The sequence below is a fragment of the Micromonospora sp. NPDC047620 genome (genome assembly GCF_043205005.1).
Taxonomy (GTDB): Bacteria; Actinomycetota; Actinomycetes; order Mycobacteriales; family Micromonosporaceae; genus Micromonospora.
The window spans coordinates 8,929-30,176 of sequence record NZ_JBIDDG010000014.1 but is presented as its reverse complement, the minus strand read 5'-3'; the positions used below and the strand labels follow the sequence as shown (position 1 = coordinate 30,176).

19 protein-coding genes are annotated in these 21,248 nt (G+C 75.8%); 4 read left to right on the top strand and 15 right to left on the bottom strand.

All coding sequences use genetic code 11. From position 1 onward, the window contains the following. The first annotated feature begins 116 nt into the window (after positions 1-116). The 3 genes from ACGF5C_RS18740 to rocD all read left to right on the top strand — a co-directional run bounded on the left by ACGF5C_RS18740 (position 117) and on the right by rocD (position 3,395). Positions 117-914: a thrombospondin gene (locus ACGF5C_RS18740; protein ID WP_393303188.1), complete on the top strand. Its 798-nt coding sequence runs from the start codon at positions 117-119 to the stop codon at positions 912-914. Positions 915-1,368: 454 nt separating this feature from the next. Continuing rightward, entirely contained in the window at positions 1,369-2,184 is an 816-nt protein-coding gene (ddaH, locus tag ACGF5C_RS18735; protein ID WP_393303475.1) for a dimethylargininase, read from the top strand. Then, positions 2,181-3,395, top strand: a complete 1,215-nt coding sequence (gene rocD, locus ACGF5C_RS18730) for an ornithine--oxo-acid transaminase (RefSeq protein ID WP_357698084.1) — start codon at positions 2,181-2,183, stop codon at positions 3,393-3,395. Before ddaH ends, rocD begins: the two co-directional genes overlap by 4 nt. Positions 3,396-3,457: 62 nt before the next feature. On the opposite strand, the gene ACGF5C_RS18725 is transcribed toward rocD, so the two are convergent. Both ACGF5C_RS18725 and ACGF5C_RS18720 read right to left on the bottom strand, forming a co-directional pair. Further along, positions 3,458-4,603 carry an FHA domain-containing protein gene (locus tag ACGF5C_RS18725; RefSeq protein WP_393303186.1) on the bottom strand — a complete coding sequence of 382 codons (1,146 nt, stop codon included), beginning with the start codon at positions 4,601-4,603 and terminating at the stop codon, positions 3,458-3,460. Then, entirely contained in the window at positions 4,600-4,893 is a 294-nt protein-coding gene (locus tag ACGF5C_RS18720) for a 4a-hydroxytetrahydrobiopterin dehydratase (protein ID WP_350703699.1), read from the bottom strand. The genes ACGF5C_RS18725 and ACGF5C_RS18720 overlap by 4 nt, the downstream gene beginning before the upstream one ends. 185 nt (positions 4,894-5,078) lie before the next feature. Between ACGF5C_RS18720 and ACGF5C_RS18715 the strand changes: the two genes are divergently transcribed. After that, the gene (locus ACGF5C_RS18715; RefSeq protein WP_393303184.1) at positions 5,079-5,846 is read left to right on the top strand and encodes a hypothetical protein; all 768 of its coding nucleotides are present in this window, start codon (positions 5,079-5,081) and stop codon (positions 5,844-5,846) included. A 56-nt stretch (positions 5,847-5,902) separates the two neighbouring features. On the opposite strand, the gene ACGF5C_RS18710 is transcribed toward ACGF5C_RS18715, so the two are convergent. The 13 genes from ACGF5C_RS18710 to ACGF5C_RS18650 form a co-directional block, all read right to left on the bottom strand. Continuing rightward, complete coding sequence (locus ACGF5C_RS18710; RefSeq protein ID WP_393303182.1) at positions 5,903-6,952, bottom strand: fatty acid desaturase family protein; 1,050 nt, start codon at positions 6,950-6,952, stop codon at positions 5,903-5,905. A gap of 154 nt (positions 6,953-7,106) precedes the next feature. After that, positions 7,107-10,889, bottom strand: coding sequence for an SCO7613 C-terminal domain-containing membrane protein (locus ACGF5C_RS18705; protein WP_393303181.1), 3,783 nt, complete (start codon positions 10,887-10,889; stop codon positions 7,107-7,109). A gap of 47 nt (positions 10,890-10,936) precedes the next feature. Further along, positions 10,937-11,257 (bottom strand): divalent-cation tolerance protein CutA, encoded by a 321-nt coding sequence (cutA, locus tag ACGF5C_RS18700; RefSeq protein WP_350703705.1) that lies wholly within the window; start codon positions 11,255-11,257, stop codon positions 10,937-10,939. Between the two features lie 9 nt (positions 11,258-11,266). Then, positions 11,267-12,283 carry a 1-acyl-sn-glycerol-3-phosphate acyltransferase gene (locus ACGF5C_RS18695; protein ID WP_393303179.1) on the bottom strand — a complete coding sequence of 339 codons (1,017 nt, stop codon included), beginning with the start codon at positions 12,281-12,283 and terminating at the stop codon, positions 11,267-11,269. Continuing rightward, positions 12,283-13,116 carry a patatin-like phospholipase family protein gene (locus ACGF5C_RS18690; protein ID WP_393303177.1) on the bottom strand — a complete coding sequence of 278 codons (834 nt, stop codon included), beginning with the start codon at positions 13,114-13,116 and terminating at the stop codon, positions 12,283-12,285. Before ACGF5C_RS18690 ends, ACGF5C_RS18695 begins: the two co-directional genes overlap by 1 nt. A 125-nt stretch (positions 13,117-13,241) precedes the next feature. Further along, positions 13,242-14,303, bottom strand: coding sequence for a glycosyltransferase family 4 protein (locus ACGF5C_RS18685; protein WP_393303473.1), 1,062 nt, complete (start codon positions 14,301-14,303; stop codon positions 13,242-13,244). A 187-nt stretch (positions 14,304-14,490) separates the two neighbouring features. Then, entirely contained in the window at positions 14,491-15,162 is a 672-nt protein-coding gene (locus tag ACGF5C_RS18680) for a BON domain-containing protein (RefSeq protein WP_393303175.1), read from the bottom strand. Between the two features lie 173 nt (positions 15,163-15,335). Then, complete coding sequence (locus ACGF5C_RS18675; RefSeq protein ID WP_393303173.1) at positions 15,336-17,072, bottom strand: trypsin-like peptidase domain-containing protein; 1,737 nt, start codon at positions 17,070-17,072, stop codon at positions 15,336-15,338. Between the two features lie 62 nt (positions 17,073-17,134). Further along, the gene (locus tag ACGF5C_RS18670; protein ID WP_393303171.1) at positions 17,135-18,691 is read right to left on the bottom strand and encodes an ATP-binding protein; all 1,557 of its coding nucleotides are present in this window, start codon (positions 18,689-18,691) and stop codon (positions 17,135-17,137) included. Then, positions 18,688-19,389: a response regulator transcription factor gene (locus ACGF5C_RS18665; RefSeq protein WP_091103329.1), complete on the bottom strand. Its 702-nt coding sequence runs from the start codon at positions 19,387-19,389 to the stop codon at positions 18,688-18,690. Before ACGF5C_RS18665 ends, ACGF5C_RS18670 begins: the two co-directional genes overlap by 4 nt. 75 nt (positions 19,390-19,464) lie before the next feature. Then, a complete protein-coding gene (locus tag ACGF5C_RS18660; RefSeq protein WP_393303169.1) occupies positions 19,465-20,082 on the bottom strand; it encodes a PadR family transcriptional regulator in 618 nt (205 codons plus the stop codon). Next, the gene (locus tag ACGF5C_RS18655) at positions 20,079-20,909 is read right to left on the bottom strand and encodes a DUF4097 domain-containing protein (RefSeq protein WP_393303167.1); all 831 of its coding nucleotides are present in this window, start codon (positions 20,907-20,909) and stop codon (positions 20,079-20,081) included. Before ACGF5C_RS18655 ends, ACGF5C_RS18660 begins: the two co-directional genes overlap by 4 nt. Before the next feature lie 116 nt (positions 20,910-21,025). After that, positions 21,026-21,248: hypothetical protein (locus ACGF5C_RS18650; protein WP_393303165.1), on the bottom strand; the 223-nt coding region annotated here is incomplete at its 5' end.

The following is a 21,248-nucleotide window of genomic DNA, read 5'->3' as shown; positions in this document are numbered from 1 at the left end:
GGGCCGGCGCCGGCGCGGCCGGGTGTCGCGGAGGTCGCGGCTGGGTACCTCGGGTTCGTTACCGCGCGGGCGCCACCCGCTCCATCGGCCGCCGCGCATTCACCAGGAGGTGTGTTGTGGTCAAGATTCCTTCCCTGTCGCGCCGGACGGAACCGGCACCGACGGACAACGACGCCGACGGCCGGTACCGGGCCGAGGACACCGGCCGGGCCGGCCGCCCGGTGGTGACCGACCGGGACAGCGACCAGGCGACCTACCGCGGCAGCGCGGCGGCCGGAGCCGATGGGCCGGCGACGGGAGCCGACGGGCGGGGCGGCGACGCCGAGCGGCGGGCGGCCGAGCGCGCCGCCGTCGCGCGGGCGGCCACCGCCCGGCCGGCGGCCGACGACACCCGGCGCGACCCCGGGGTCGCCGACGCGGACCCGACCCTCGAACGGACCGTCGACGGGCGGACGGTCGACCTGGACCGGGACGCGGCGGCGGCGCGGGCCGCCGGGACGGACCGGGACCGACCGGTGGACCGCCCCGTCGACCGGGACGGCGACGGCGTCGCCGACCGGGCCCCGGAGCGGCCGGTGGTCGCCGGTCCGAAACCCCGGGCCAGCCTGCTCGCCACGCTCGGCCTGGTCGTCGGCGTCGCCGGCGCCCTCTTCGTGCTCACCGGCACCCTCGCCGGGTACGGCATCGGGCTCGGCGCGGTCGGCGCGGTCCTCGCCGTGCTGGGTCTCGTGGCCACCCGGCGCCGGCACATCGCTGGCAAGACCGACGCCCTGCTGGGCATCGCGTTCGGCCTCGGGGCGGTGGTCCTGGGCGTGCTCGCGATGACCGGCCAGTTCGACTGGCCGACCACCGACGGCGACTGGGTGGGGCGCCTGCGGGAGTGGCTCGACTCACAGTTTGCGGACCGCTTCTAGCGGGCACTGTCGGGCTCGCCGGCGGTGCGCCGGCAGTGCCGGTGGTTCATCGGCGACGCCCGACCAGCCTGGTGGTTCACCAGCCGGGCACATCCTTTCGGGGGCGGCGGTTCGCCGCCCCCGAAGTGCGTCCGGGGTCGGCCGGTTCCCCGCCGGGTCCGGCCCCGCCACGCCCTCGCGGGCGTCCGACAGGTCGTCGCGGCCCCCGGAGCCGGCGTGCGGTGTGCCGGACCCGGGCGGCCGACGGACTGGTGGGCGGCGGCTGCGGCCCTCTCCCGCCGGGACGCAACGATTCGACGGCGGCGCGGCCTCATACGCAACGATCGTCCGCTCCACGCAACCATCACCGGTGGATCCTGTCGGCCCGGCCCGCATAGCGTTGACGGACGGCGCCAGCCCCGTGGGTCGAAGATGGCCGGGGCGCGCCCGACCCCCTGGGAGCAGGACAATGACGATGGACGCCACCAGCCAGCGCTTCCTGATGTGCCGGCCGACGTACTTCGCCGTCGACTACGCGATCAACCCGTGGATGGACCCGACGGCCCCGGTCGACGCCGACCTCGCCGTCCGGCAGTGGGAGCAGCTGCGCCAGATCTACCGGGACCTGGGCCACACCGTCGAGGAGATCACTCCGGTGCCCGGGCTGCCCGACATGGTCTTCGCCGCCAACGGCGGCACGGTGATCGACGGCAAGGCGATGGCCGTACAGTTCCGCGACCCGCAGCGCGCCGACGAGGCCCCCGCGTACCGTGCCTGGTTCGAGGCCGCCGGCTTCGAGATGCACGACCCGAAGCACGTCAACGAGGGCGAGGGCGACATCCTCCTGGCCGGCGACTTCCTGCTCGCCGGCACCGGCTTCCGCACCGCGCACGCCTCGCACGCGCAGCTCCAGGAGGTCTTCGGCTACCCGGTGGTCACCATGCAGCTGGTCGACCCGCGCTTCTACCACCTGGACACCGCACTCACCGTGCTCGACGAGCGGACCGTGGCCTACCTGCCGGAGGCGTTCTCGCCCGGCAGCCGGGCCGTGCTGCGCCGGCTCTTCCCGGACGCGGTGCACGCCACCCTGGCCGACGCCGAGGTCTTCGGGCTGAACGCGGTCAGCGACGGCCGGCACGTGGTGCTGCCCGCGCAGGCCACCAGCCTGGCCGCGAAGCTGCGCGACCGGGGCTACGAGACCATCGGCGTCGACCTGTCCGAGCTGCGAAAGGCCGGCGGCGGGCCGAAGTGCTGCACGTTGCGACTCCGTCAGGGAAAGGCGAGCAAGTGATCGAGGACATGCTGCGGACGCCGGAGGCGGTCCGCGACGCGGAGCGGTGGACCGCGCACAACTACCACCCGCTGCCGGTGGTCATCTCCTCCGCCGAGGGCTCCTGGCTGACCGACGTGGACGGCCGCCGCTATCTCGACTGCCTGGCCGGCTACTCCGCGCTGAACTTCGGGCACCGGCACCCGCAGCTCGTCGCGGCCGCGCACGCGCAGCTCGACAAGCTGACCCTCACCAGCCGGGCGTTCATCCACGACCAGTTTGCCGACTTCTGCCGGGAGCTGGCCGAGCTCTGCGGCAAGGACCTCGTGCTGCCGATGAACACCGGCGCCGAGGCGGTGGAGACCGGCATCAAGGTGGCCCGCAAGTGGGGCTACCAGGTCAAGGGCGTGACGCCGGGCCAGGCCAACATCGTGGTCGCCGAGGGGAACTTCCACGGCCGCACGACCACCATCGTCAGCTTCTCCACCGATGAGGACGCCCGCGCCGACTTCGGGCCGTACACGCCGGGCTTCACGGTCGTGCCCTACGGCGACCTGGACGCGCTGACCGCCGCCATCGACGAGAACACCGTCGCGGTGCTGCTCGAGCCCATCCAGGGCGAGCAGGGCGTCGTCGTGCCACCGGAGGGCTACCTGCCGGGCGTACGCCGGGTCTGCACCGAGCGGAACGTGCTCTTCGTCGCCGACGAGATCCAGTCCGGCCTGGGCCGCACCGGCGCCACCTTCGCCTGCGAGCACGAGGGCGTCGTGCCGGACATGTACCTGCTCGGCAAGGCGCTGGGCGGCGGCATCGTGCCGGTCTCCGCGGTGGCCGCGAACTCCGACGTGCTGGGTGTGCTGAAGCCTGGCCAGCACGGCTCGACCTTCGGCGGCAACCCGCTGGCCTGCGCGGTCGCCACCGAGGTGGTCCGGCTGCTGGCCACCGGCGAGTTCCAGCGCCGCTCGACCGAGCTGGGCGCCCGGCTGCACGCCGGCCTCCAGTCGCTGGTCGGCAAGGGCCTGGTCGCCGTACGGGGCCGCGGACTGTGGGCGGGGCTGGACATCGACCCGGCGCTGATGAGCGGCCGGGAGGCGTGTGAGCGGCTCGCCGAGCGCGGCGTGCTGGCCAAGGACACCCACGGCTCCACCATCCGGCTCGCCCCGCCGCTGGTGATCACCGAAGAGGAGATCGACCACGCGGTGGCCCAGCTCGCCGCCGTGCTGGCCGGCTGACCCCGTACGACAGCGGCGGGCGTCGGGACACGGTCCCGGCGCCCGCCGCCGTTTCCGGGCAGTCAGCGGGGCAGGCGCATCGCCATCGTGGGAGCCTCGGCCATCACCGAGTTCGGCGTGTACGGCGCGCCGGCGGGAAGCTCGCCGGGCCGGCCGATCTGCACCCCGGGGTAGAGCTCGACCATGTCGCCCTCGGCCACCACCCGCGACTGCTTCGGCGCCAGCGGGACGCGGTCGCCCTCCGCCATCGACCCGCCCGGCCGGATGCCGGAGCCGTTGGTGCTCACGTCGGTCACGATCACCTCGCCGACCCGCAGCTCGAACCGGACGTGGCTGCGGCTGATCCAGCGGCGCGCCTCGTCGTTGAGCCACTGGCCGAGCACGATCCCGCCGGCCTGGTCGGGCGCCCGGCCGACCAGCGCCGGCTGGTCCTCGGTGAGCACGAAGCGGCGCCGGATCAGCCCGCCGACGCGGACGGCCAGGACCTCGCTGCGCGGTCGCGGACCGGCGTCGCCGAGCCGGGCGCCGTGCCGCGGGCAGGTGGGCGCGCCACCGCGCAGGGAGGGCGGGGGCTGGGCAGCGGGGCTGCGCTCCACCCGGGCCAGGTCGGCGAAGGACCCGCCGCCCCCGCCGCCGAAGAGCGCGCAGCCCGGCTCCGGGCAGCGCCACTGCCGGGAGAGCAGCTTCACGCCGACCGGCGACCGGTCGCCGGCGACCGGGGTGTGCCCGCCGCCGACGTGGGCGACGAAGGCCGGCCCGCCGGCGCCCGGCACCGGGGCGAGCACGCGGCCGGGCTGCTCGACCAGCCACGGGTAGCGCCCGCGAAGGCCGTCCGTCCGCACCCGGGTGAGCACCGGCAGCCCGAGCAGGTCGGCCACCTCCAGCATCCGGTCGCCCGGGTTGTCGAGCACCTCGACCAGCCCGTCGTCGGCCCACCGGCGGACCACCATCCGCTCGTTGGAGGTGAGGTCGGCGTCGGAGAGCAGCGCCCGGTGGACGACCGCGTAGACGGGGACGCTGTCCTCCTCCAGCTCCCGGGCGAGGGCGTCGATCACCATGCCGAGGCGGAGCAGGCTGGCCGGCCGGCCGCCGTCGAGATCCTGGTAGCGGATCACCTCGGCCAGGTCGAGGACGGCCCGGGCCAGCGACGGGTCGGTGCAGACCCGCCCCTCGATGGCGTCGAGCACCTTGCTGATCTCGAATCTCATCGGACGCTCCCCACGATCTCGTCGATCCGCCGGGCCAGTTCCAGATCACGCCGGGTGACCCCGCGCGCCGAGTGCGTCACGCAGCGGAACGTCAGGGTGCGCCAGCGGATGTCGATGTCGGGGTGGTGGTCCAGCTCCTCCGCCGTCACGGCGACCCGGTCGACGACCGCGATGGCCTCCGGGAAACTGGCCAGCTCCACGGTGCGGGTGATCCCGGTCGGGTCTCCCGACCAGCCCGCCAGCCCGCCCAGCTCGTCTCGCACCGCCTCGGCGGTGAGCACGTCTGCCATGGGGAGACCCTACCGGGAGGGGTCGGAACGACGCCGACCAGCGGCGGGAGGTGTGTCCCACCCGGCAGGCGGCGGGGCGGGGCATAGATCCGCGGCTGTGGACGGCGGACGTTAGGCTGACCGGCGGCCCGGCCGGGCCGCGACCGGCGTCGCCCCGGCCCACCCTGCCAGAGGAGATTCTCAGCATGAACACTCGACGGCTGGCGACCACGGGGGTCGCTATCGTCGCCGCTCTCAGCCTCGGTCTCACCGGCTGCGGCACGAAGACGGACGCGGACGCTCCGGCCGGCAACGGCACCGGCGCGGCACCCGCCAGCTCGGCCCCGGCGGACGCCCGCGCCGAGCTGACCGCCGCCGCACAGAAGCTCAACCAGCAGAGCGTCCGGATGGAACTGAAGTCGGCGGTCGTCAACGGCAGCGGCATGATGGACCCGGCCACCAAGACCGGCGACATGACGATGAAGCTGGGCCCGGAGGGCACCTTCCGGATCCTGCTGCTCGGCGACGACGCCTACCTGAAGATCACCGGTATGCAGGGGATGCCGAAGAAGTGGCTGCACATGGACACCACCAAGCTCGGTAAGAGCGGCCAGTTCAACCTGATGCCCGAGGGCGACCCGGGCGGCGCGAAGCAGATGATCGAGAGCGTGGTGGACGTCGAGAAGACCGGCACCGGCAGCTACGCCGGCACCCTCGACTACACCCGCACGAAGGCCGACGACCCGTCCATCAAGGCCCTCGGCGAGAAGGCCAAGGCCGTCCCGTTCACCGCCAAGGTGGACGACCAGGGCCGGCTCGTCGAGTTCGCCATCGACACCAGCGTGCTGCACGAGTCGCTGGGCATGATGACCACCACCTACTCGGACTTCGGCGCCCCGGTCACCGTGAAGAAGCCCGCCGCGAGCGAGACGCAGGAGGCCCCGCAGGAGCTGATCGAGTCCATGGGCTCCTAGGCCCGACCGCACGGAGGCGGGGGCGGCGCCGGTCGGCGCCGCCCCCGCCGCGCGTCTCAGCCGCGCAGCGGCCGGCCCACCTCGTGCAGGTGCGCGAGCGCCTGGCGGTACGACTCCACGAGCCCCGTCTCGGCGTACGGGATGCCCTGCTCGACGCAGTACGCGCGCACGATCGGCTGGGCCCGGCGCAGGTTCGCCCGCGGCATGTTCGGGAACAGGTGGTGCTCGATCTGGTAGTTGAGCCCGCCGAGCGCGACGTCGACGAACCGGCCACCCCGGACGTTGCGCGAGGTCAGCACCTGCTTGCGCAGGAAGTCGAGCTCGTCGTCGGCGGTCGGCATCGGCATCCCCTTGTGGTTGGGGGCGAACGAGCAGCCCATGTAGAGGCCCCAGAGTCCCTGGTGGACGGCGACGAACAGCAGCGCCTTGCCCGGGGACATCGCCAGCAGCAACCCGCCGAGGTAGCCCACCGCGTGCAGGCCCAGCAGCAGCGCCTCCACCCTCCGGTGCCGCATCGGGGTGCGGAACCCGCCGTCCGGCTCCCGCCCGACGACCGCCTGCACGCTCGCCACGTGCAGGGCGAGCCCCTCCAGCAGCAGCATCGGGAAGAACAGCCACGCCTGCCGGCGGGCGAGCCAGCGGTTGACGCCGCGCGTCGCGGCGGCCTGCTCGTACGTCCAGACCAACGCACCCGCCCCGACGTCCGGGTCCTCGTCCTCGTGGTTCGGGTTGGCGTGGTGCCGGTTGTGCTTGTCGACCCACCAGCCGTAGCTGAGCCCCACCGCCAGGTTGCCGGTGAGCAGGCCCACCGCCTCGCTCGGCCCGCGCCGGCGGAACATCTGCCGGTGGCCGGCGTCGTGGCCGAGGAACGCGACCTGCGTGGTGGCAACGGCCAGGAACACGGCGACCAGGAGCTGCGCCCACGAGTCCCCGACCAGCCCGACCGCGGCCCAGCCCGCCGCGAAGACGCCCAGGGTGAGCACGATCCGCGTCACGTACCGGCCCGGGCGCCGCTCCAGCAGCCCCGCCCCGCTGATCCGCCGGGACAACTGCGAGTAGTCACTGCCCCGCCGTACCAGCGGGTCTGCCACCGCTGCGAGCACCATTGCGGCTCCCGTTCCTCGATCCCGGATACCGCGCCGGCCGGCGCGCCCCTGCCGTCCAGTCTCCCGAGAACGGTTGCGCTGAGTAACCCTGTCCACCCCCCGGCCGGGGGTAGGGCAGGCCCTACCCCCGGCCGCCGGGCGCGGGCCCCGGCGGTCAGCCCATCCGGCCGACGGCGGCCCGGAGCCGGGCCAGGTCCCGCCGCCGTCGCTCGTACGTGGCGGCGAGGCCGATCAGCGCGAACCCGCCAACGGCCAGGAAGATCCACCGGGGCAGCAGGTCCCACCCGCGGACCAGCTCGTGCAGCGCGAGCAGCGCCAGGGTCACCCCGCCGAGCAGCACCGGCGCCTGCCAGCGACGGGTCGCCCCGGCGAGCACCGCGCCGAGCGCGGCGGCCCCCAGCAGCAGCCGCCGCCACGGCTGGGGATCCGGCGCCACCAGCACCGACACCAGGCTCGGCAGCAGCGCGGCCGCGAGCCCCGGGCCGAGCGCCAGCCAGCTGGTCAGCCCGGGCCGGGTGCGCAGCGCCGCCACGCCCGCCCCGAGGGCCAGCGCCGCCGCCGGGACCGTGTACGCCTCCAGGACCGCCACTCCCCCGGCGGCCAGCAGCAGCCAGCCGCCGAGCAGCTCGCTGCCGCCGGCGATGCCCGCGAACGCCCAGCGGCGGCCCGCCGGCTCGCCCCGGCGCAGCACCCGCAGCGCGACGGCGGCGCCCCACAGCACGCAGACCGCCGCCGCGTGCCGGAGCGCCCCGACCGCGAGCAGCAGCGCGACCAGCGCCACCGCCTGGGCGGCCGCGTCCAGCACCGCCGCCGTGGCGGGCCCTTGGCGGGCCGGGGCGGCCCCGGCCGGCGCCCGGTGGCGGCCCAGCAGCGCGGCGGCGGCCAGCGTGAGCACCGCGACGGCGAGCACGCTGAACGCGGCCGTCCGCAGCGGCAGCCCGCCGGCCAGCGGCGCGGTGACCGCGAGGCCGGTCGCGGCGGCGACCGCGACCAGGCGACCAACGAGCCGGGCGTCGTCCCGGCGGGCGGCCACGCCGACCACGGTCGCCGCCACCACCAGCACACCCAGGCCGGCGAGCGTGCCCGCCCTGGTGGCCAACAGCCCGAGCAGCCCGGAGGCGGTCAACGCCAGCCCCACCGGCACCCCGACCGGGGCGAGCAGCGGGCGCGGCGCGGCCAGCGCGGCGACCAGCACCGCGACCACCCCGACGGCCAGCGTGGCAGCCGGCGCCACCGGCCACGGCGCGCCGACGGCGACCAGCAGCACCGGCAGGGCGGTCGCCACGAACGGCAGCGCGAAGAGCGCCGCCCGCCACCACCCGCCGCGCGCCGACGCTCCGCCGCCGGCCCCGACGGCGCCTGGCACGCCGGCACCGGACCCGGACGCACCCGGCGTGCCGGCACCGCCCCCGACGGCGCCAGACCTGCCGGCGCCGGGCCGGACCGCGCCCGGGGCAGCTCGGTCGGGCCCCGCCGCCAGCAGCGCGGCCACCGCCAGCGCGGCCAGCGCCACGCCGGCCGGGAACGCCTCCGGGACGGGCTCGACCGCCGGCGCCCCGGACCAGGGCGACACCCCGCCGTACGGGGCGAGGAGCACCGTCAACGCCACCGGCGCGGCGGCGGCGAGGGAGATCACCAGCAGCCCGACGCCGGCCACCCGCAGGACGGTGTCGGAGCGCGCCGCACCGCTCAGCGCCGCCAGCAGGACCGCCACGGCGGCGTAGAGCGCCACCGATTCGTCGGCCGGTACGACCACCGGCGCCAACCCGACCGGCGCGACCGCCACGGCGAGCCCGACGGAGGCGTACGTCCGCAGGTCGGGCCAGTGCCGGCGGACCGCGAGCAGCCCGACCGGCAGCACCGCGACGGCGGCCAGCGCCGCCCGCGCCTGCCACCAGGCCGGCGCTCCGGCCGCGATCAGGGCGACGGCCGCGACGGCCGGCACCGCGGGCGACGCGACGGCCAGGGACACCCCGGCGATCCCGCGCTGGACGGCCGTGCCGCGCCGCCCGGCGGCGGCCACGGCGGGCCCGGCGGCCAGGACCACCGCGAGCGTCACCCCCACCCCGCCGGGGGCGGCGAACCCCACCAGCAGCCCGTGCCCGAGCAGGAGGGCTCCGGACGCCGCCGCCGTCACCGCCGTCCAGGACCGGGCGCCGGGCCGCCCCACCCCGGCGGCCAGCAGGCCCACCCCCGCCGCCAAGTCCAGGGCCACCACGGCGGGCCACGGCGACGGCCAGCCGGCGGGCACGGCGAGCACGGTCGCCGCCACGCCGAACGCGGCCAGCGCCGGCCGGGCGGCCCGGGGCAGCAGCAGCCCCACGGCCGCCAGGGTCAGCGCGATCACCACCGGCAACTGCCAACCCCGGGCGATGTCCGGCCCGGCGGCGGCACCGTGCCACGGCGGCAGCGACCGGCCGACCGCACCGCCGGCAAGCACCACGGCCACCAGCACGGCGAGCTGGGCGGTCCCCCCGGCCACCAGCAGCGCGCCGAACCGGGGACCGGTCCGCCAGCCGGCGGGCAGCAGCCGCACCGCGCCGGCCAGCGCCACCACCACCAGCGCCGTGAGCACCGGTGCCGTCCCCAGCTCCGCGACGGGGCGGACGACCGCCCCGGCCAGCACCGGCACCAGCAGCCCGGCGGCGACGGCGCGGAACACCCGACCGCCCGTGAGCACCGCCGCGCCGAGCAACGCCAGCGCCACCAGCAGCAGCGGGCCCCCGGCCAGCAGCGGGGTGCCGGCGGCCCGGCCGAGGGCCAGCGGTACCAGCGCGCAGCTCGCGGCCACGGCCAGCGCGCCGGCGTACCCGATCCAGGCGACGACGCGCCCGGCGATGACCACCGGACGCTCCCCCGATCCGCCCACCGCACCGGGCGGCGCGACAGCCGGACCGGGCGGCGCGACAGCCGGACCGGGCGGCGCGACAGCCGGACCGGGCGGCGCGACAGCCGGCCCCGGCACCGCCACCGCCGGCGTGGGTGCCCCGGCCCCGGGGGACGCGACCGTCGGTGACCCGCCGGGCCGGGTCGCGGCGCCACCCGCCGGGCCGCCCCGAGGCCGCAGCGCGACCAGCACCGCCAGGTCGAGCAGCGCCACCCCGACGAAGACCACCGCCCAGCCGGCGGCGTCCGGCCGGGCCGCGACGGCGAACAGGGGCAGCACCGGATGCGCGGTCACCAGGGCCGCGAACCACGGCACGGTCAGCCCGCTGAGCCGGGCGTAGCCGGCCGCGACCGCCGCACCGGCTCCCCCGACCAGCGCGGCGTAGCGGGTGCCGGGCCAGCCGGCCACCCCGAACAGGTCCACCGTCCAGGCGGCGTACCCGTCGAGAAGCACCAACAACAGCCCCACCGCGGCGAAGGTCTCCGCCGTGCCGCGCAGCCCCCGCCGCACCGCCACCAGCGGCGCGGCCAGGGCGAGCACGGTGAACGCGGCCAGGATCAGGGCCCGGCCGGCGACCCCGACCGCCGCCCAGGCGACCGCCGTGAAGACCACCGCCGCGGTGCCCAGCAGCAGCCCACCGAGGACGAAGAGCAGGCTCTGGACCGTCCGGGTCGAGGTCTCCGCCCCGCCGACGGCGGCCGGCGCGGGAACCGGCGCGACCGGCCCCCCGGCGGGCCACGCCGGCGTCGGGCGGGCCGGCGCGAATGCCGGAACGACGGCGGGAGCCGGACGCGCGGCGGGGCCGGGGAACTCCGCCCGGATCGCGGCGGCCAACTCCGCCCGGCGCCGCCGACTCGCCGCCAGCCGGTCGACGAGCCCCTGGTACGCCGCGCGGGCCCGCTCGACCTCGCCGCCGAGCGCGACGATCTCCCGGTCGAGCCGGATCACCTCGGCGGCGGCCGGGTACGGCGGTCGCCCGCAACCGGAGCAGCCGGAGCCGAGGGAGGCCGGCGCGCCGCAGGCGGGACAGGGGTAACCGGTGGTCTGCACCCGGCCATTGTCGACCGGCTCCCGTCACCGCCCCAGAGTGCGCGTACTCAGGGCCGGGTGTGCTCGTGCACCCAGGCGGCGTACGCGGGGTCGCCGCTGTCCACCCGGGTCACCAGGATCTCCGGCACCTCGTACGGATGGCTGGCCCGGATCTGCTCCACCAGCGCGGCGGCCCGGTCCGGTGCGGTCTTGAACTGCACCGACCACTCGGTGCTGGTCTCCACCCCGGAACGCCACCAGTAGGTGCTGTCCACCTGGCCGCCCACCTGCGCGCAGGCCGCCAGCCGCCCGGCGACGGCCGCGGCCGCCAGTACGTCGGCGACCGACCGCGCGTCCACCACCGTCGTCACCACGCAGATCTGGTCCACCAGCGCACCCTACGTGGCGCCGTCCCGATTGGCCGCGATCCACTCGTCGATCCGCGCCCACCAGTCGAAGAGCCAGTCGATCCGCTCCTGCCGGCCGGTCGGCACCTCCTCGGGCGGCACCGACCAGAAGCGCATGACGATCCGCTTGTCCATCGGCAGTTCCCGCCACACGTCGGCCACGGTGAGCATCCGGTCCAGGCCGGTGTGCGCCACGAAGATCACCCCGGCGTCGGGGGCGGCGTCCAGGGCCGCGAGCAGCCCGCCGGGCTGCGGGGCGAGCACGTGTCGCATCCGTTCCGCACGCAGCGCCATGCGCTCCAGGCCCAGCGCGCGCAGCCGCGCGATGGCCCGCAGCCGGCGGCGCGGGGTGAAGTTGCCGCCCTCGGGGAAGATCACGAAGGCGTCGTCGTCGTCCAGGCCCTCGGCCAGGTGCCCGATCTGCTCGGTCACCGAGCCCCGCCCGTCCGGGCCGGGCGCGAGGAAGCGGTTGGGCAGCCGGTTGAGCAGCACGTCGATCGCCGGATCCCACTGGAGGCTGTCCTTGAGCACGATCCGCGGCTCCCGGTTGAACCAGTTCACCAGGGCGTGGATCAGGATGAACGAGTCGCCGGGGCCGGCATGCCGGCAGAGCACCAGTTCCGGCCGGCCGGGCAGGGCCGTGTCGGGATCGGTGCCGACCACGTCGATGCTCAGGTGCAACGTCCAGCGGGCCTGCCAGAAGAGCACCCGCAGGAACCAGCCGGCGAGCACGTAGTGCGCCCGCTGGAAGGCCGGCGAGCGGGCCCGCCAGCCGAAGCCGGAGGCGACCCAGAGCCCGAAGAGCGCGAGCAGCGCCGCCGCGTCCCAGACCAGGTAGACGCAGCCGATCCAGAGCAGTCGCAGCGGCCGGAGCCGGCCCGGGACCAGCGGCGAGGCGGCCGCCGCGAACAGCGCCCAGACCGGCAGTGTGGTCACCACCAGGAAGGCGAGCAGCACCACGCCGGGGGCCAGGAGCGCCCGGCGTACCCACCGCGGCGGCAGGGGCATCAGCGCTCCACCTGGGTGGCCAGGTAGTGCCGGGAGGCCGTGTAGGCCCGGCTGATCCGCCGCCCCACCGCCGCCATGTCCCGGTACGCCCACGGCGTGTCGTCGCGCGGGTTCAGCCCGCCGGTGGGCAGCACGTGCACCTCCACCCCGTCGGGGAGGGCCGCCATCTCCCGGGCGAACCGGTGCCGCCGGGCGATCTCGAACGCGACCTGGGCGATCTCCCAGGGACGCCGGGGCGGGGTCAGCTCCCGCTCGATCCGCCCCACCTGGAGTACGAAGATCCGCCCGGCGCCGGCGGCGACGGCCTCGCCGATCGGGATGGAGTTGACGATCCCGCCGTCGACGTAGTGCTGGTCGCCGATCTGGGCGGGCGGCAGCAGCCCCGGCACCGAGGCGGAGGCCAGCACGGCCGGCACCAGCGGACCGCTGTCGAACCAGTGCTCGGCGGCCCGCTCGATGTTCGCGGCGCAGCAGCGGAACGGCACCCGAAGGTCGGCGAAGGTGGTCTCCGCGCCCAGCTCGCTCTCCAGCAGCTTGCGCAGCGGGCGAGGCGAGTGCAGGTGGGTCCGGGCGGCGAACCGGCGCAGTTGCCGGGCCACCGAGTCGCCGTACACCTCGCTCGCCTCCGGCGAGGCCCAGAGCCGGACCAGCCGGTCGGTGACCGCCTCGGACGGCTCGGCGGCGACCAGGGCGCCGTTGACCGCTCCGATCGACGTGCCGAGCACCATGTCGGGCCGGATCCCAGCCCGGAACAGGGCCCGCAGCATGCCCACCTCGACCGCGCCGAGAACTCCCCCGCCCCCGAGCACGAACGCCACCGGTCCCCGCGCCATGGCCTCATCCTGGCACGGGCCGGAAAGCGGCCGTCCGGTGCCGGTGCCGGCCGGGCGTCGGTGCGCCGGACGGCGCGGGCCGAGCGGGCCGCCGGAGAGGGCCGGTCAGGTACGGCCGGCCATGGTCAACGCCCGGCCACCCGGGCCGGCTCCCGGATCCCGGCGGACCGGGCCGAGTCGGCGATGAAGCGGCGGTACGCCTGCTCGTAGCCGGCGGCCATCTGGGCGGTGGAGAAGTTCTGCGCCACGTGCGCGACGCAGTCCGCCGGGTCGAGGCCGGACACGGCACGCAGCGCGCCGGGCAGGTCGTCCACGCCCTCGCAGATCAGGCCCGTCACCCCGGGCCGGACGAGTTCCGGCACGGCCCCCCGGTTCAGGGCCACCACCGGGGTGCCCGTCGCCATGGCCTCCACCATCACCATGCCGAACGGCTCCTCCCACTGGATCGGCATGATCAGGCACCGGGCCTCGACCAGCAGCCGCAGCGCCTCCGCCCGGTCGGCGTCGAGCACCACGTGGACGTCCTCGCCGAGCAGGGGCCGGACCGCCTCGTCGAAGTAGCGGCGTTCGGGCGGCTCGTTGCACTTGCCGGCGAGCACCAGCGGCAGGCCGGCCACCCGGCACGCCCGGATGGCGACGTCCGGGCCCTTGTCGGGGCTGAACCGGGCCAGCCAGAGCACGGGGCCGTGGCTGGGCGTGGTCTTGTGCGGGATGCCCTGGACGTCCATCGCGTTGTGCACCGTGCCGACCCAGGGCAGTCGCGGGTTGAGCCGGCGCTGGGCGTGGGAGATGGCGACCAGCCCGACGCCCGGGTCGGTGTCGCTGAGCACGGCGCCGTACTCACCCACGGGGTTGCCGTGCACGGTGGCCACGGTGGGGACCGCCCGGCGGCCGGCGACCAGCGGGCCGATCGTGGTGTGGTCGTGGACGACGTCGAAGTCGGCCGCGTCGACGAGGTGGTTGACCCGGGCCAGGTGGGCCAGCTCGGGCAGCGCCTCGCCGAGCCGCTCGTACTGCAGCTCCGGCACGGTGGAGACGAAGGCGGCGGGGGTTCCGTGCTCCTGGCCCGCCCCGAACACGGTCACGGCGTGTCCCCGCTCGCTCAACCCCTCCACCAGGCCGGTCACGACCTGTTCCAGCCCGCCGTAGCCGGGCGGGGGCATCGACAGCCACGGCGGCACCACCATCGCGATCCGCAACGGCCATTCCGCCGCCCGGTCGGTCGGCAGGTGGTTCACGGCCACGAGTCCTCCCCGTCGGTCGGTGGTGCGGGTGGGCAGTCGGCGCCCGGATGCGCTCCGGCCGGTCACCCCACACGGCGGGATCGAGGGCGGTTTCCCGGTGACGGCACGGCTAAACCGGACAAGCCGGCGTTCACCCGCCCACGATGAGCCGGTCCCGCACCGCCCGCACTCCCACGGCGGACCAGGCCAGCCGCTCCGCCTCGTCCCGTTCCCACCAGGAACGGACCACGCCCCCGAGGGTCACCGTGTCCCCGTCCAGCTCGACGGTCACCCGTTCGGTGCCGATCCCCCGCAGCAGCGCCCGCTGCAGGTCGCGCCGGATCCGCTCGGCGTCCGGACGGGCGGCGGGGCGCACCTCGACCAGGTTCGTCACCCCGCGTACGCCGCGCAGCCGGCGCACCTCCCGTTCGGCGGTACGCCGCTGCCAGCCGAACTCCACCTCGCCGCGCAGCATCACCCACCCGTTGGCCACCGTGACGTCCAGCAGCTCGGCGCGGACGAAGCTGTCCCACTCCAGCGCCCGGCTCACCGCGATCGCGATCTCGACGTCCGTGTGCCCCGCCTCGCCGGGCAGGCGCACCTCGATGTCGTCGGCGACCGCCCGCACCCCGCGTACGCGCTGCGCGCAGCGTTGCGCCGCCCACTTGCGGGCGGAGCCGTCCACCCAACCGGTCAGCGTGACCACGCCGTCGGCGACGGTCACCCCGATGTCGTTCGGCTGCACCTGGGCGTCCCAGGCCAGCTCGTCGAGCACGTCCCGTTGGATCCGATCGTCGGTCCGGACGGCCGCTGCCGTGGTCATCGCATCCCTCCGTACGCCTCGCCGGGTCTGCCACCGACGATGCTGGCCCGACGGGTGACGGCGGCTCACCCGCACCGGGCGAACCGCCGTCAGAGGAAGCGGCGGGTGACGGAGCCAACCCCCTTGGCTCCGCCACCCGCCGCCGGAGGGAGGAGGAAAGTCTCGGTTACGGACTACGACGTCTCGGCGAGCGTCACGGTTGCCGTGGATTCGGCACCGTTGCGCTTGTAGGTCACCGTTACCCGGTCGCCGACCTTGCCGGCCTGCACGGCACCGACCAGGTCGTCCGAGTCGTTGACCACCTTGTCGCCGAACCGGGTGATCACGTCGCCGCGCTGGAGCCCGGCCTTCTCGGCGGCGCTGCCGGAGGTGACGGCGGCGACCAGCGCCCCACCGCCCTCGGCGGCCGTCACGCTGACCCCGAGCGACGGGTGGCTAACCTTCTCGCCCCGCTGGAGCTTGCCGGCCACGTCCTTGGCCTTGTTGCTGGGGATCGCGAAGCCGACGCCGATGTTGCCGGTGCTGCCCTGACCGGCGGTGGCGATCGCGGTGTTGATGCCGATCACCTCGCCCCGGGTGTTGACCAGCGCGCCACCGGAGTTGCCCGGGTTGATCGGCGCGTCGGTCTGGAGCAGCCCGGCGATCGAGCTGGCGCCCTGGCCCGGCTCCTGCCGCTGCTCGCCGCTGCCGGCCTGGATGGTGCGGTCGCGGGCGCTGAGGATGCCGGCGGTGACCGAGCCCTGGAGGCCCAGCGGGCTGCCGAGGGCGAGCACCTGGTCACCGACCTGCATCGCGTCGCTGTCGCCGAACGTGGCCGGCTTCAGGTCGCTGACGCCGGCGGCCTCCACCACCGCCAGGTCGGTCTTCGGGTCGGTGCCGACGATCCGGGCCTGGACGGTCTTGCCGTCGGCGAAGACCACCCGGACGCTGTCCCGGCCGGCGGAGGCGACGACGTGGTTGTTGGTGAGCACGTAGCCGTCGGCGGTGAGGATCACGCCGGAGCCCTCGCCGCTGTCGGTGGCGATGGAGACGACGCTGGGCTGCACGGCAGCGGCGATCCGGGGCAGGTCGGCGCTGTTGATCACCGGCGCGGCGGAGTAGGTACGGGTGGCCCCGGAGTCGCCGTCGACGGCGAGCGCGAGCGCCCCGCCGGCGACGCCCGAACCGAGCATCAGGGCGAAGACCGCGACGCCGGCGCCGGCGAGCTTGGCGATCCGGCCCGGCCGGGGGCCGACCGCCGGCGCGGGGGCCCAGGGCGGCACCGGCTGGCCCGGGTGGTGCGGGTGCTGGCCGTAGCCCGCCCCCGGTTGTCCCGGCTGTCCCCCGCCGCTCCAGCCGGACTGCTGGCCGTACCACGGCGCGCCCGGGTACGTCGTGCCCTGCGGCTGGCCGGGCTGACCGGCCGCGTGCGGCTGGCCGAGCTGACCGGCCGCGTGCGGCTGGCCGAGCTGACCGGCCGCGTGCGGCTGGCCACCGGGGGCCTGGGCGGACACGGGGTAGGGCGGGGCGGACGGGCCAGCCGTGGCGGGCGGGAACGGGCCCGCCGGGGCGGGCTGCCCGGCCGGGGCGCCGGGGCCACGGGCCGGGTCCGGGGCGGCGACGCCCTCGGGGGCCCGGGCCTGCTCCGGAACGCGCGGGACGGCGTCGCCCGCGAGCGGGGCGTCGACGGTCGGGCCCAGCTCGGCGGTACGGACGGCGTCGCCGCCCGTCGCCACCGGAGCGGCGGGTGCGGCCGGCGCGGCGGATGCGGCCGGGTCCGGGGCGGCGGTGTCGCCGGGGGCGCCCGGGGCGGGGTCGGGGCGGGAGTCGGACTGCGCGCGCTCGACGCGCGGCAGCTCGGCGGTGGGGTGCGACGGCTCGGCGTCGGTGGCGGCCGGCCGGCGCTGCGGGTCGGACTCGTACTCGGTCATGGATCCACCTTCGCTCGGAGCACTGCGACCAGCCTGGAACCGGCCTGAATGTTGGCTGAAAGTCACTCGCCATCGCCCTCGACGTCCGGCACGAGCGGCAGCCGGACCCGGAAGGTCGCGCCCCCGCCCGGGGTGTCGGCCACCTCGACGGTGCCGTGGTGCGCGCGCACCAGCGCCGCCACGATGGCCAGGCCGAGCCCGGTGCCGGTGTTGCCGCCGGCCCGCCGGGTACGCGCCGCGTCCACCCGGTAGAAGCGCTCGAAGACCCGCTCCGCCTGGTCGGGGGTGAGCCCGGGGCCGGTGTCCGCCACCTCCACCACGGCCAGGTTGCCCGACTCGACCCGCAGCCGCAGGGTCACCGAGGCGTCCGGCGGGGTGTGCGTGAGGGCGTTGGTCATCAGGTTGCCGATCACCTGACGGAGCCGGGCGTCGTCGCCGTAGACCACCAGCGGGCCGGACCCGGGCTCGATCTCCAGCTCCACCCGGCGCTCCGGCGCCACCACCCGGGCGGCCTCGACCGCGTCGCTGGCCAGCACGGGCAGCTCCACCGGGGCGAGGGCGAGCGGCCGTTCCCGGTCCAGCCGGGCCAGCAGCAGCAGGTCCTCCACCAGCAGCCCCATCCGGGCCGCCTCCTGCTCGATGCGGCGCAGCAGGTCGGCGGTCTGCTCCGGCGCGCTCGCCGCGCCCTGCCGGTACAGCTCGGCGAAGCCCCGGATGGTGGTCAGCGGCGTCCGCAGCTCGTGGGAGGCGTCCGCGACGAACTGCCGCATCCGCTCCTCCGAGCGCCGGGCCCGCGCCTCGGACGCCCGCGCCGCGCCGGCCGCGTCCCGGGCCGTGGTCTCGGCGGCCCGGGCGGCGGTCTCCGAGGCGGCCCGGGCGGTGAAGGCCGCCTCGATCTGCGTCAGCATGGCGTTCAGCGCCCGGGAGAGCCGGCCCAGCTCCGAGGTCGGGACGGGTTGCCCCTCCTCCGGGTCGGGGACCCGGCGGGTCAGGTCGCCACCGGCGATGGCGGCGGCCGTACGCTCGATCTCCACCAGCGGTTTCAGGCTGGTCCGGACGATCGCCGCGCCGATCGAGGCGAGCAGGATCAGCACCGACCCGCCGACCAGCAGGTCGATCCAGATCAGCTGCTTCACGGCGCGATCCACCTGGGTGAGCGGCTGACCCACGGCCAGCACCGAGCCGTCCTTCTGTCCCGCGTAGACCACCCGCCAGCGGGTGTGACCGTCCCGGGACAGGACGTAGACGGGCTCGCCTTCGAGCGCGACGAATCCGCTGAGGTCGGTGGGAAAACTCGGCAGTTGCTCGGGGTCGAGGCTCTTGACGTCGTAGACCGGCCGGTACACCTGTTCCTCGTCGGCGATCGAGACGACGTAGCTGCTGGGCAGCATCGCCTGGACCTGACCGCTGCGCAGCCAGGGAAGTGCCTGGCCGAGGCCTTGGCTGGCCGACTTGATCTGGCCGTCAACCTGGCCGACCAGATAGTTGCGGAGAAAGAAGGCGGTCAGCGAGCTGATCACCAGCAGCGCGGCGGCGACCAGTGCCAGCACCGCGGCGACCAGCTTCACCCGCAGCGGGACGCTGCGCAGCCGCGCCTTCCCCTGGTGGACCGGGTTCACGCCGCCGGCTTGCGCAGCACGTACCCGACGCCCCGCAGGGTGTGGATCAGCCGGGGCTGGGTGTTGTCCACCTTGCGGCGCAGGTAGGAGATGTAGGACTCGACGATGTTGTCGTCGCCCCGGAAGTCGTAGTTCCACACGTGGTCGAGGATCTGCGCCTTCGACAGCACCCGGTTGGCGTTCAGCATCAGGTAGCGCAGCAGCTTGAACTCCGTCGGCGACAGCTGCACCCGCTGGCCGGCCCGGTGCACCTCATGGGTCTCCTCGTCCAGCTCCAGGTCGGCGAAGGTCAGCCGGGAGGGCGCCTGCTCGCCGGTGCTGGTCCGCCGCAGCACCGCCCGGATCCGGGCGGTCAGCTCCTCCAGGCTGAACGGCTTGGTGACGTAGTCGTCCCCGCCCAGGGTCAGCCCGCGGATCTTGTCGTCGGTGGCGTCGCGCGCGGTGAGGAAGACCACGGGCGTGCGCGTGCCGCCCTCGCGGAGCATCCGGATGACCTCGAAGCCGTCCAGGTCGGGCAGCATCACGTCGAGCACGACCAGGTCGGGCCGGTGGTCCTTGGCGGCGTGCAGGGCGGCGCTGCCGCTCGTCGCGGTGGCCACGTCGAAGCCCGCGAAGCGCAGGCTCGCGGAGAGCAGTTCGAGGATGTTGGGATCGTCCTCGACGACGAGCAGTCGCGCCTCGGTCTGGGTAGCGGCCATGCGCCCATCATCCGCGCTCTCGCTGCGTCCGCGCTGGGCACTTCCTGGAAAAAGCCTGTGAGCCGACCGTCGTGATCAGCGAAGGAGCCGCCGCAGCCCGTCCAGCGCGCCGTCGAGCAGCCGGATCGCCGTACGCAGCTGCGAATCGGTGAGCCTGCGGGCCCGCACCAGTGCGCCCACCTCGACGGCGAAGGCCGCCAGCCGCTGGTCGAACTCGGCGAGCGGCGTCGTTCCCGGCCCCGCGGCGGGGCCGGGGGCGGGGGCCGGACCGGGTGTCGGGGGCGTCCAGCGGGCCCGTCGGGTCTGCCGCGCCGCCTCGCGCAGCTCCCGCTTCAGGTCGCGGACCGAGCCGCGTACCTCGTCGCGGATCTCCCCGGCCAGCGCGGACAGGTCCTCGACCGAGGCCGCGATGTCCGACTCCAGGGCGGCCAGCTCGCCGGCCCGCTGGCGCAGCTCGGCCCGGCCGGCCTCGGTGATCTCGTAGACCTTGCGGCCGCCGACGGCGGTGTGGGTGACGAGCCCGTCGGCCTCCATCCGTTGCAGCCGGGGGTAGATGGTGCCGGCGCTGGGCGCGTAGTGGCCGAGGAACCGCTCCTCCAGCAGGCGGATCAGCTCGTAGCCGTGCTTCGGGCCGTCGTCGAGGAGCTTGAGCAGGTAGAGCCGGAGCCGCCCGTGACTGAACACGGCGGTCACGGCAGCTCCTCTTCCTGGTCGTCCACCGGGCGGGCGAGCAGCGCGATGCTGCCCGAGGTGGCGGAAGCCCAGAGCTTACCCTCGCCCGCGCCGAGCACTCCCTCGCTGTCGACCACCGCCCCGGGGGCGGCGCTGCCCCGCACCTGGGCGAAGCCGCTGGTGATCCGGCCCGACGTGGTGTGCAGGCGCACGGCGAGGTCGCTGTCCTCGCGGACCCGGACGGTGATGCCGCCGGAGATCGTGCTGAGCCGGATGTCGCTGCGCCGCGGGTTGTCCAGGTCGCAGGTGATGGCGCCGGAGACGGTGCTCGCGCGCACCTGCCCGGCCGCGCTGTCGGCGAGGGTCACCTCGCCCGAGACCGTCTCCAGGTCGAGGTCGCCGGACACGCCGAGCGCCTCGACCGGGCCCGACGTGGTCTTCGCCGACGTCGGGCCGCGCAGCCCCATCAGCGTGATCCGCCCCGCCGTCACCTCCACCCGGGTCCGGCCGCGCAGGCCCGACGCGACCAGCGAGCCCTCGACCAGTTCGAGGTCGGCCAGCACGTCGGCGGGGACCGCGACGGAGACGTCGACCCGGGCCAGCCGGGAAAGTGGCCCCACCCACCAGACGAACTCCGACCACCGCCGGCGCCGCTGCTGGCGTACGGAGAGCCGGCCGTCCCGGTGCTCGACCAGGACCGGCCGGCGACCGACCCGGGTGACGTCGACCCGGGCCGGGCCGTCGGTGGCCACCACGTTGAGGCGGCCGCTGAGCAGGTGGACGTCCAGCCGGGTGACCGGCCCGTCCAGGGTGAGCCGCTGCGGGGCGTCCACGGTCCAGCCGGTCATCGGTCCTCCCTCCGGTGACGCGCCGGCCCGGCGCGTCCCACGGCAGGACACTAACGCGATACATCGCGATATGGCAAGCGATGCCACCGGACGGCGGACGGTCCTCGCCGTCCGGGTCAGGCGGCCAGGTCGAGCCTCCGCTCCGGTCCGGCCGGCCCGGCGGGCGGCCCCGGTTCCGACGGCGCGGCGACCGGCGGGAACGGTGCCGGCACGAGGACCGGCGCGGGGACCGGCGCGGACAGCGCCGGCGCGGGGACCGGCGCGGACAGCGCCGGCGCGGGGACCGGCGCGGACAGCGCCGGCGCGGGGACCGGCGCGGACAGCGCCGGCGCGGGGACC

Excerpts from the sequence above, each read along its gene's own strand:
- ddaH (WP_393303475.1), top strand. The coding sequence starts at position 1,369 with ATGGACGCCACCAGCCAGCGCTTCCTGATGTGCCGGCCGACGTACTTC.
- ACGF5C_RS18725 (WP_393303186.1), bottom strand. The coding sequence starts at position 4,603 with ATGAGATTCGAGATCAGCAAGGTGCTCGACGCCATCGAGGGGCGGGTC.
- ACGF5C_RS18720 (WP_350703699.1), bottom strand. The coding sequence starts at position 4,893 with ATGGCAGACGTGCTCACCGCCGAGGCGGTGCGAGACGAGCTGGGCGGG.
- ACGF5C_RS18715 (WP_393303184.1), top strand. The coding sequence starts at position 5,079 with ATGAACACTCGACGGCTGGCGACCACGGGGGTCGCTATCGTCGCCGCT.
- ACGF5C_RS18710 (WP_393303182.1), bottom strand. The coding sequence starts at position 6,952 with ATGGTGCTCGCAGCGGTGGCAGACCCGCTGGTACGGCGGGGCAGTGAC.
- ACGF5C_RS18695 (WP_393303179.1), bottom strand. The coding sequence starts at position 12,283 with ATGCCCCTGCCGCCGCGGTGGGTACGCCGGGCGCTCCTGGCCCCCGGC.
- ACGF5C_RS18690 (WP_393303177.1), bottom strand. The coding sequence starts at position 13,116 with ATGGCGCGGGGACCGGTGGCGTTCGTGCTCGGGGGCGGGGGAGTTCTC.
- ACGF5C_RS18685 (WP_393303473.1), bottom strand. The coding sequence starts at position 14,303 with ATGGTGGTGCCGCCGTGGCTGTCGATGCCCCCGCCCGGCTACGGCGGG.
- ACGF5C_RS18680 (WP_393303175.1), bottom strand. The coding sequence starts at position 15,162 with ATGACCACGGCAGCGGCCGTCCGGACCGACGATCGGATCCAACGGGAC.
- ACGF5C_RS18675 (WP_393303173.1), bottom strand. The coding sequence starts at position 17,072 with ATGACCGAGTACGAGTCCGACCCGCAGCGCCGGCCGGCCGCCACCGAC.
- ACGF5C_RS18665 (WP_091103329.1), bottom strand. The coding sequence starts at position 19,389 with ATGGCCGCTACCCAGACCGAGGCGCGACTGCTCGTCGTCGAGGACGAT.
- ACGF5C_RS18655 (WP_393303167.1), bottom strand. The coding sequence starts at position 20,909 with ATGACCGGCTGGACCGTGGACGCCCCGCAGCGGCTCACCCTGGACGGG.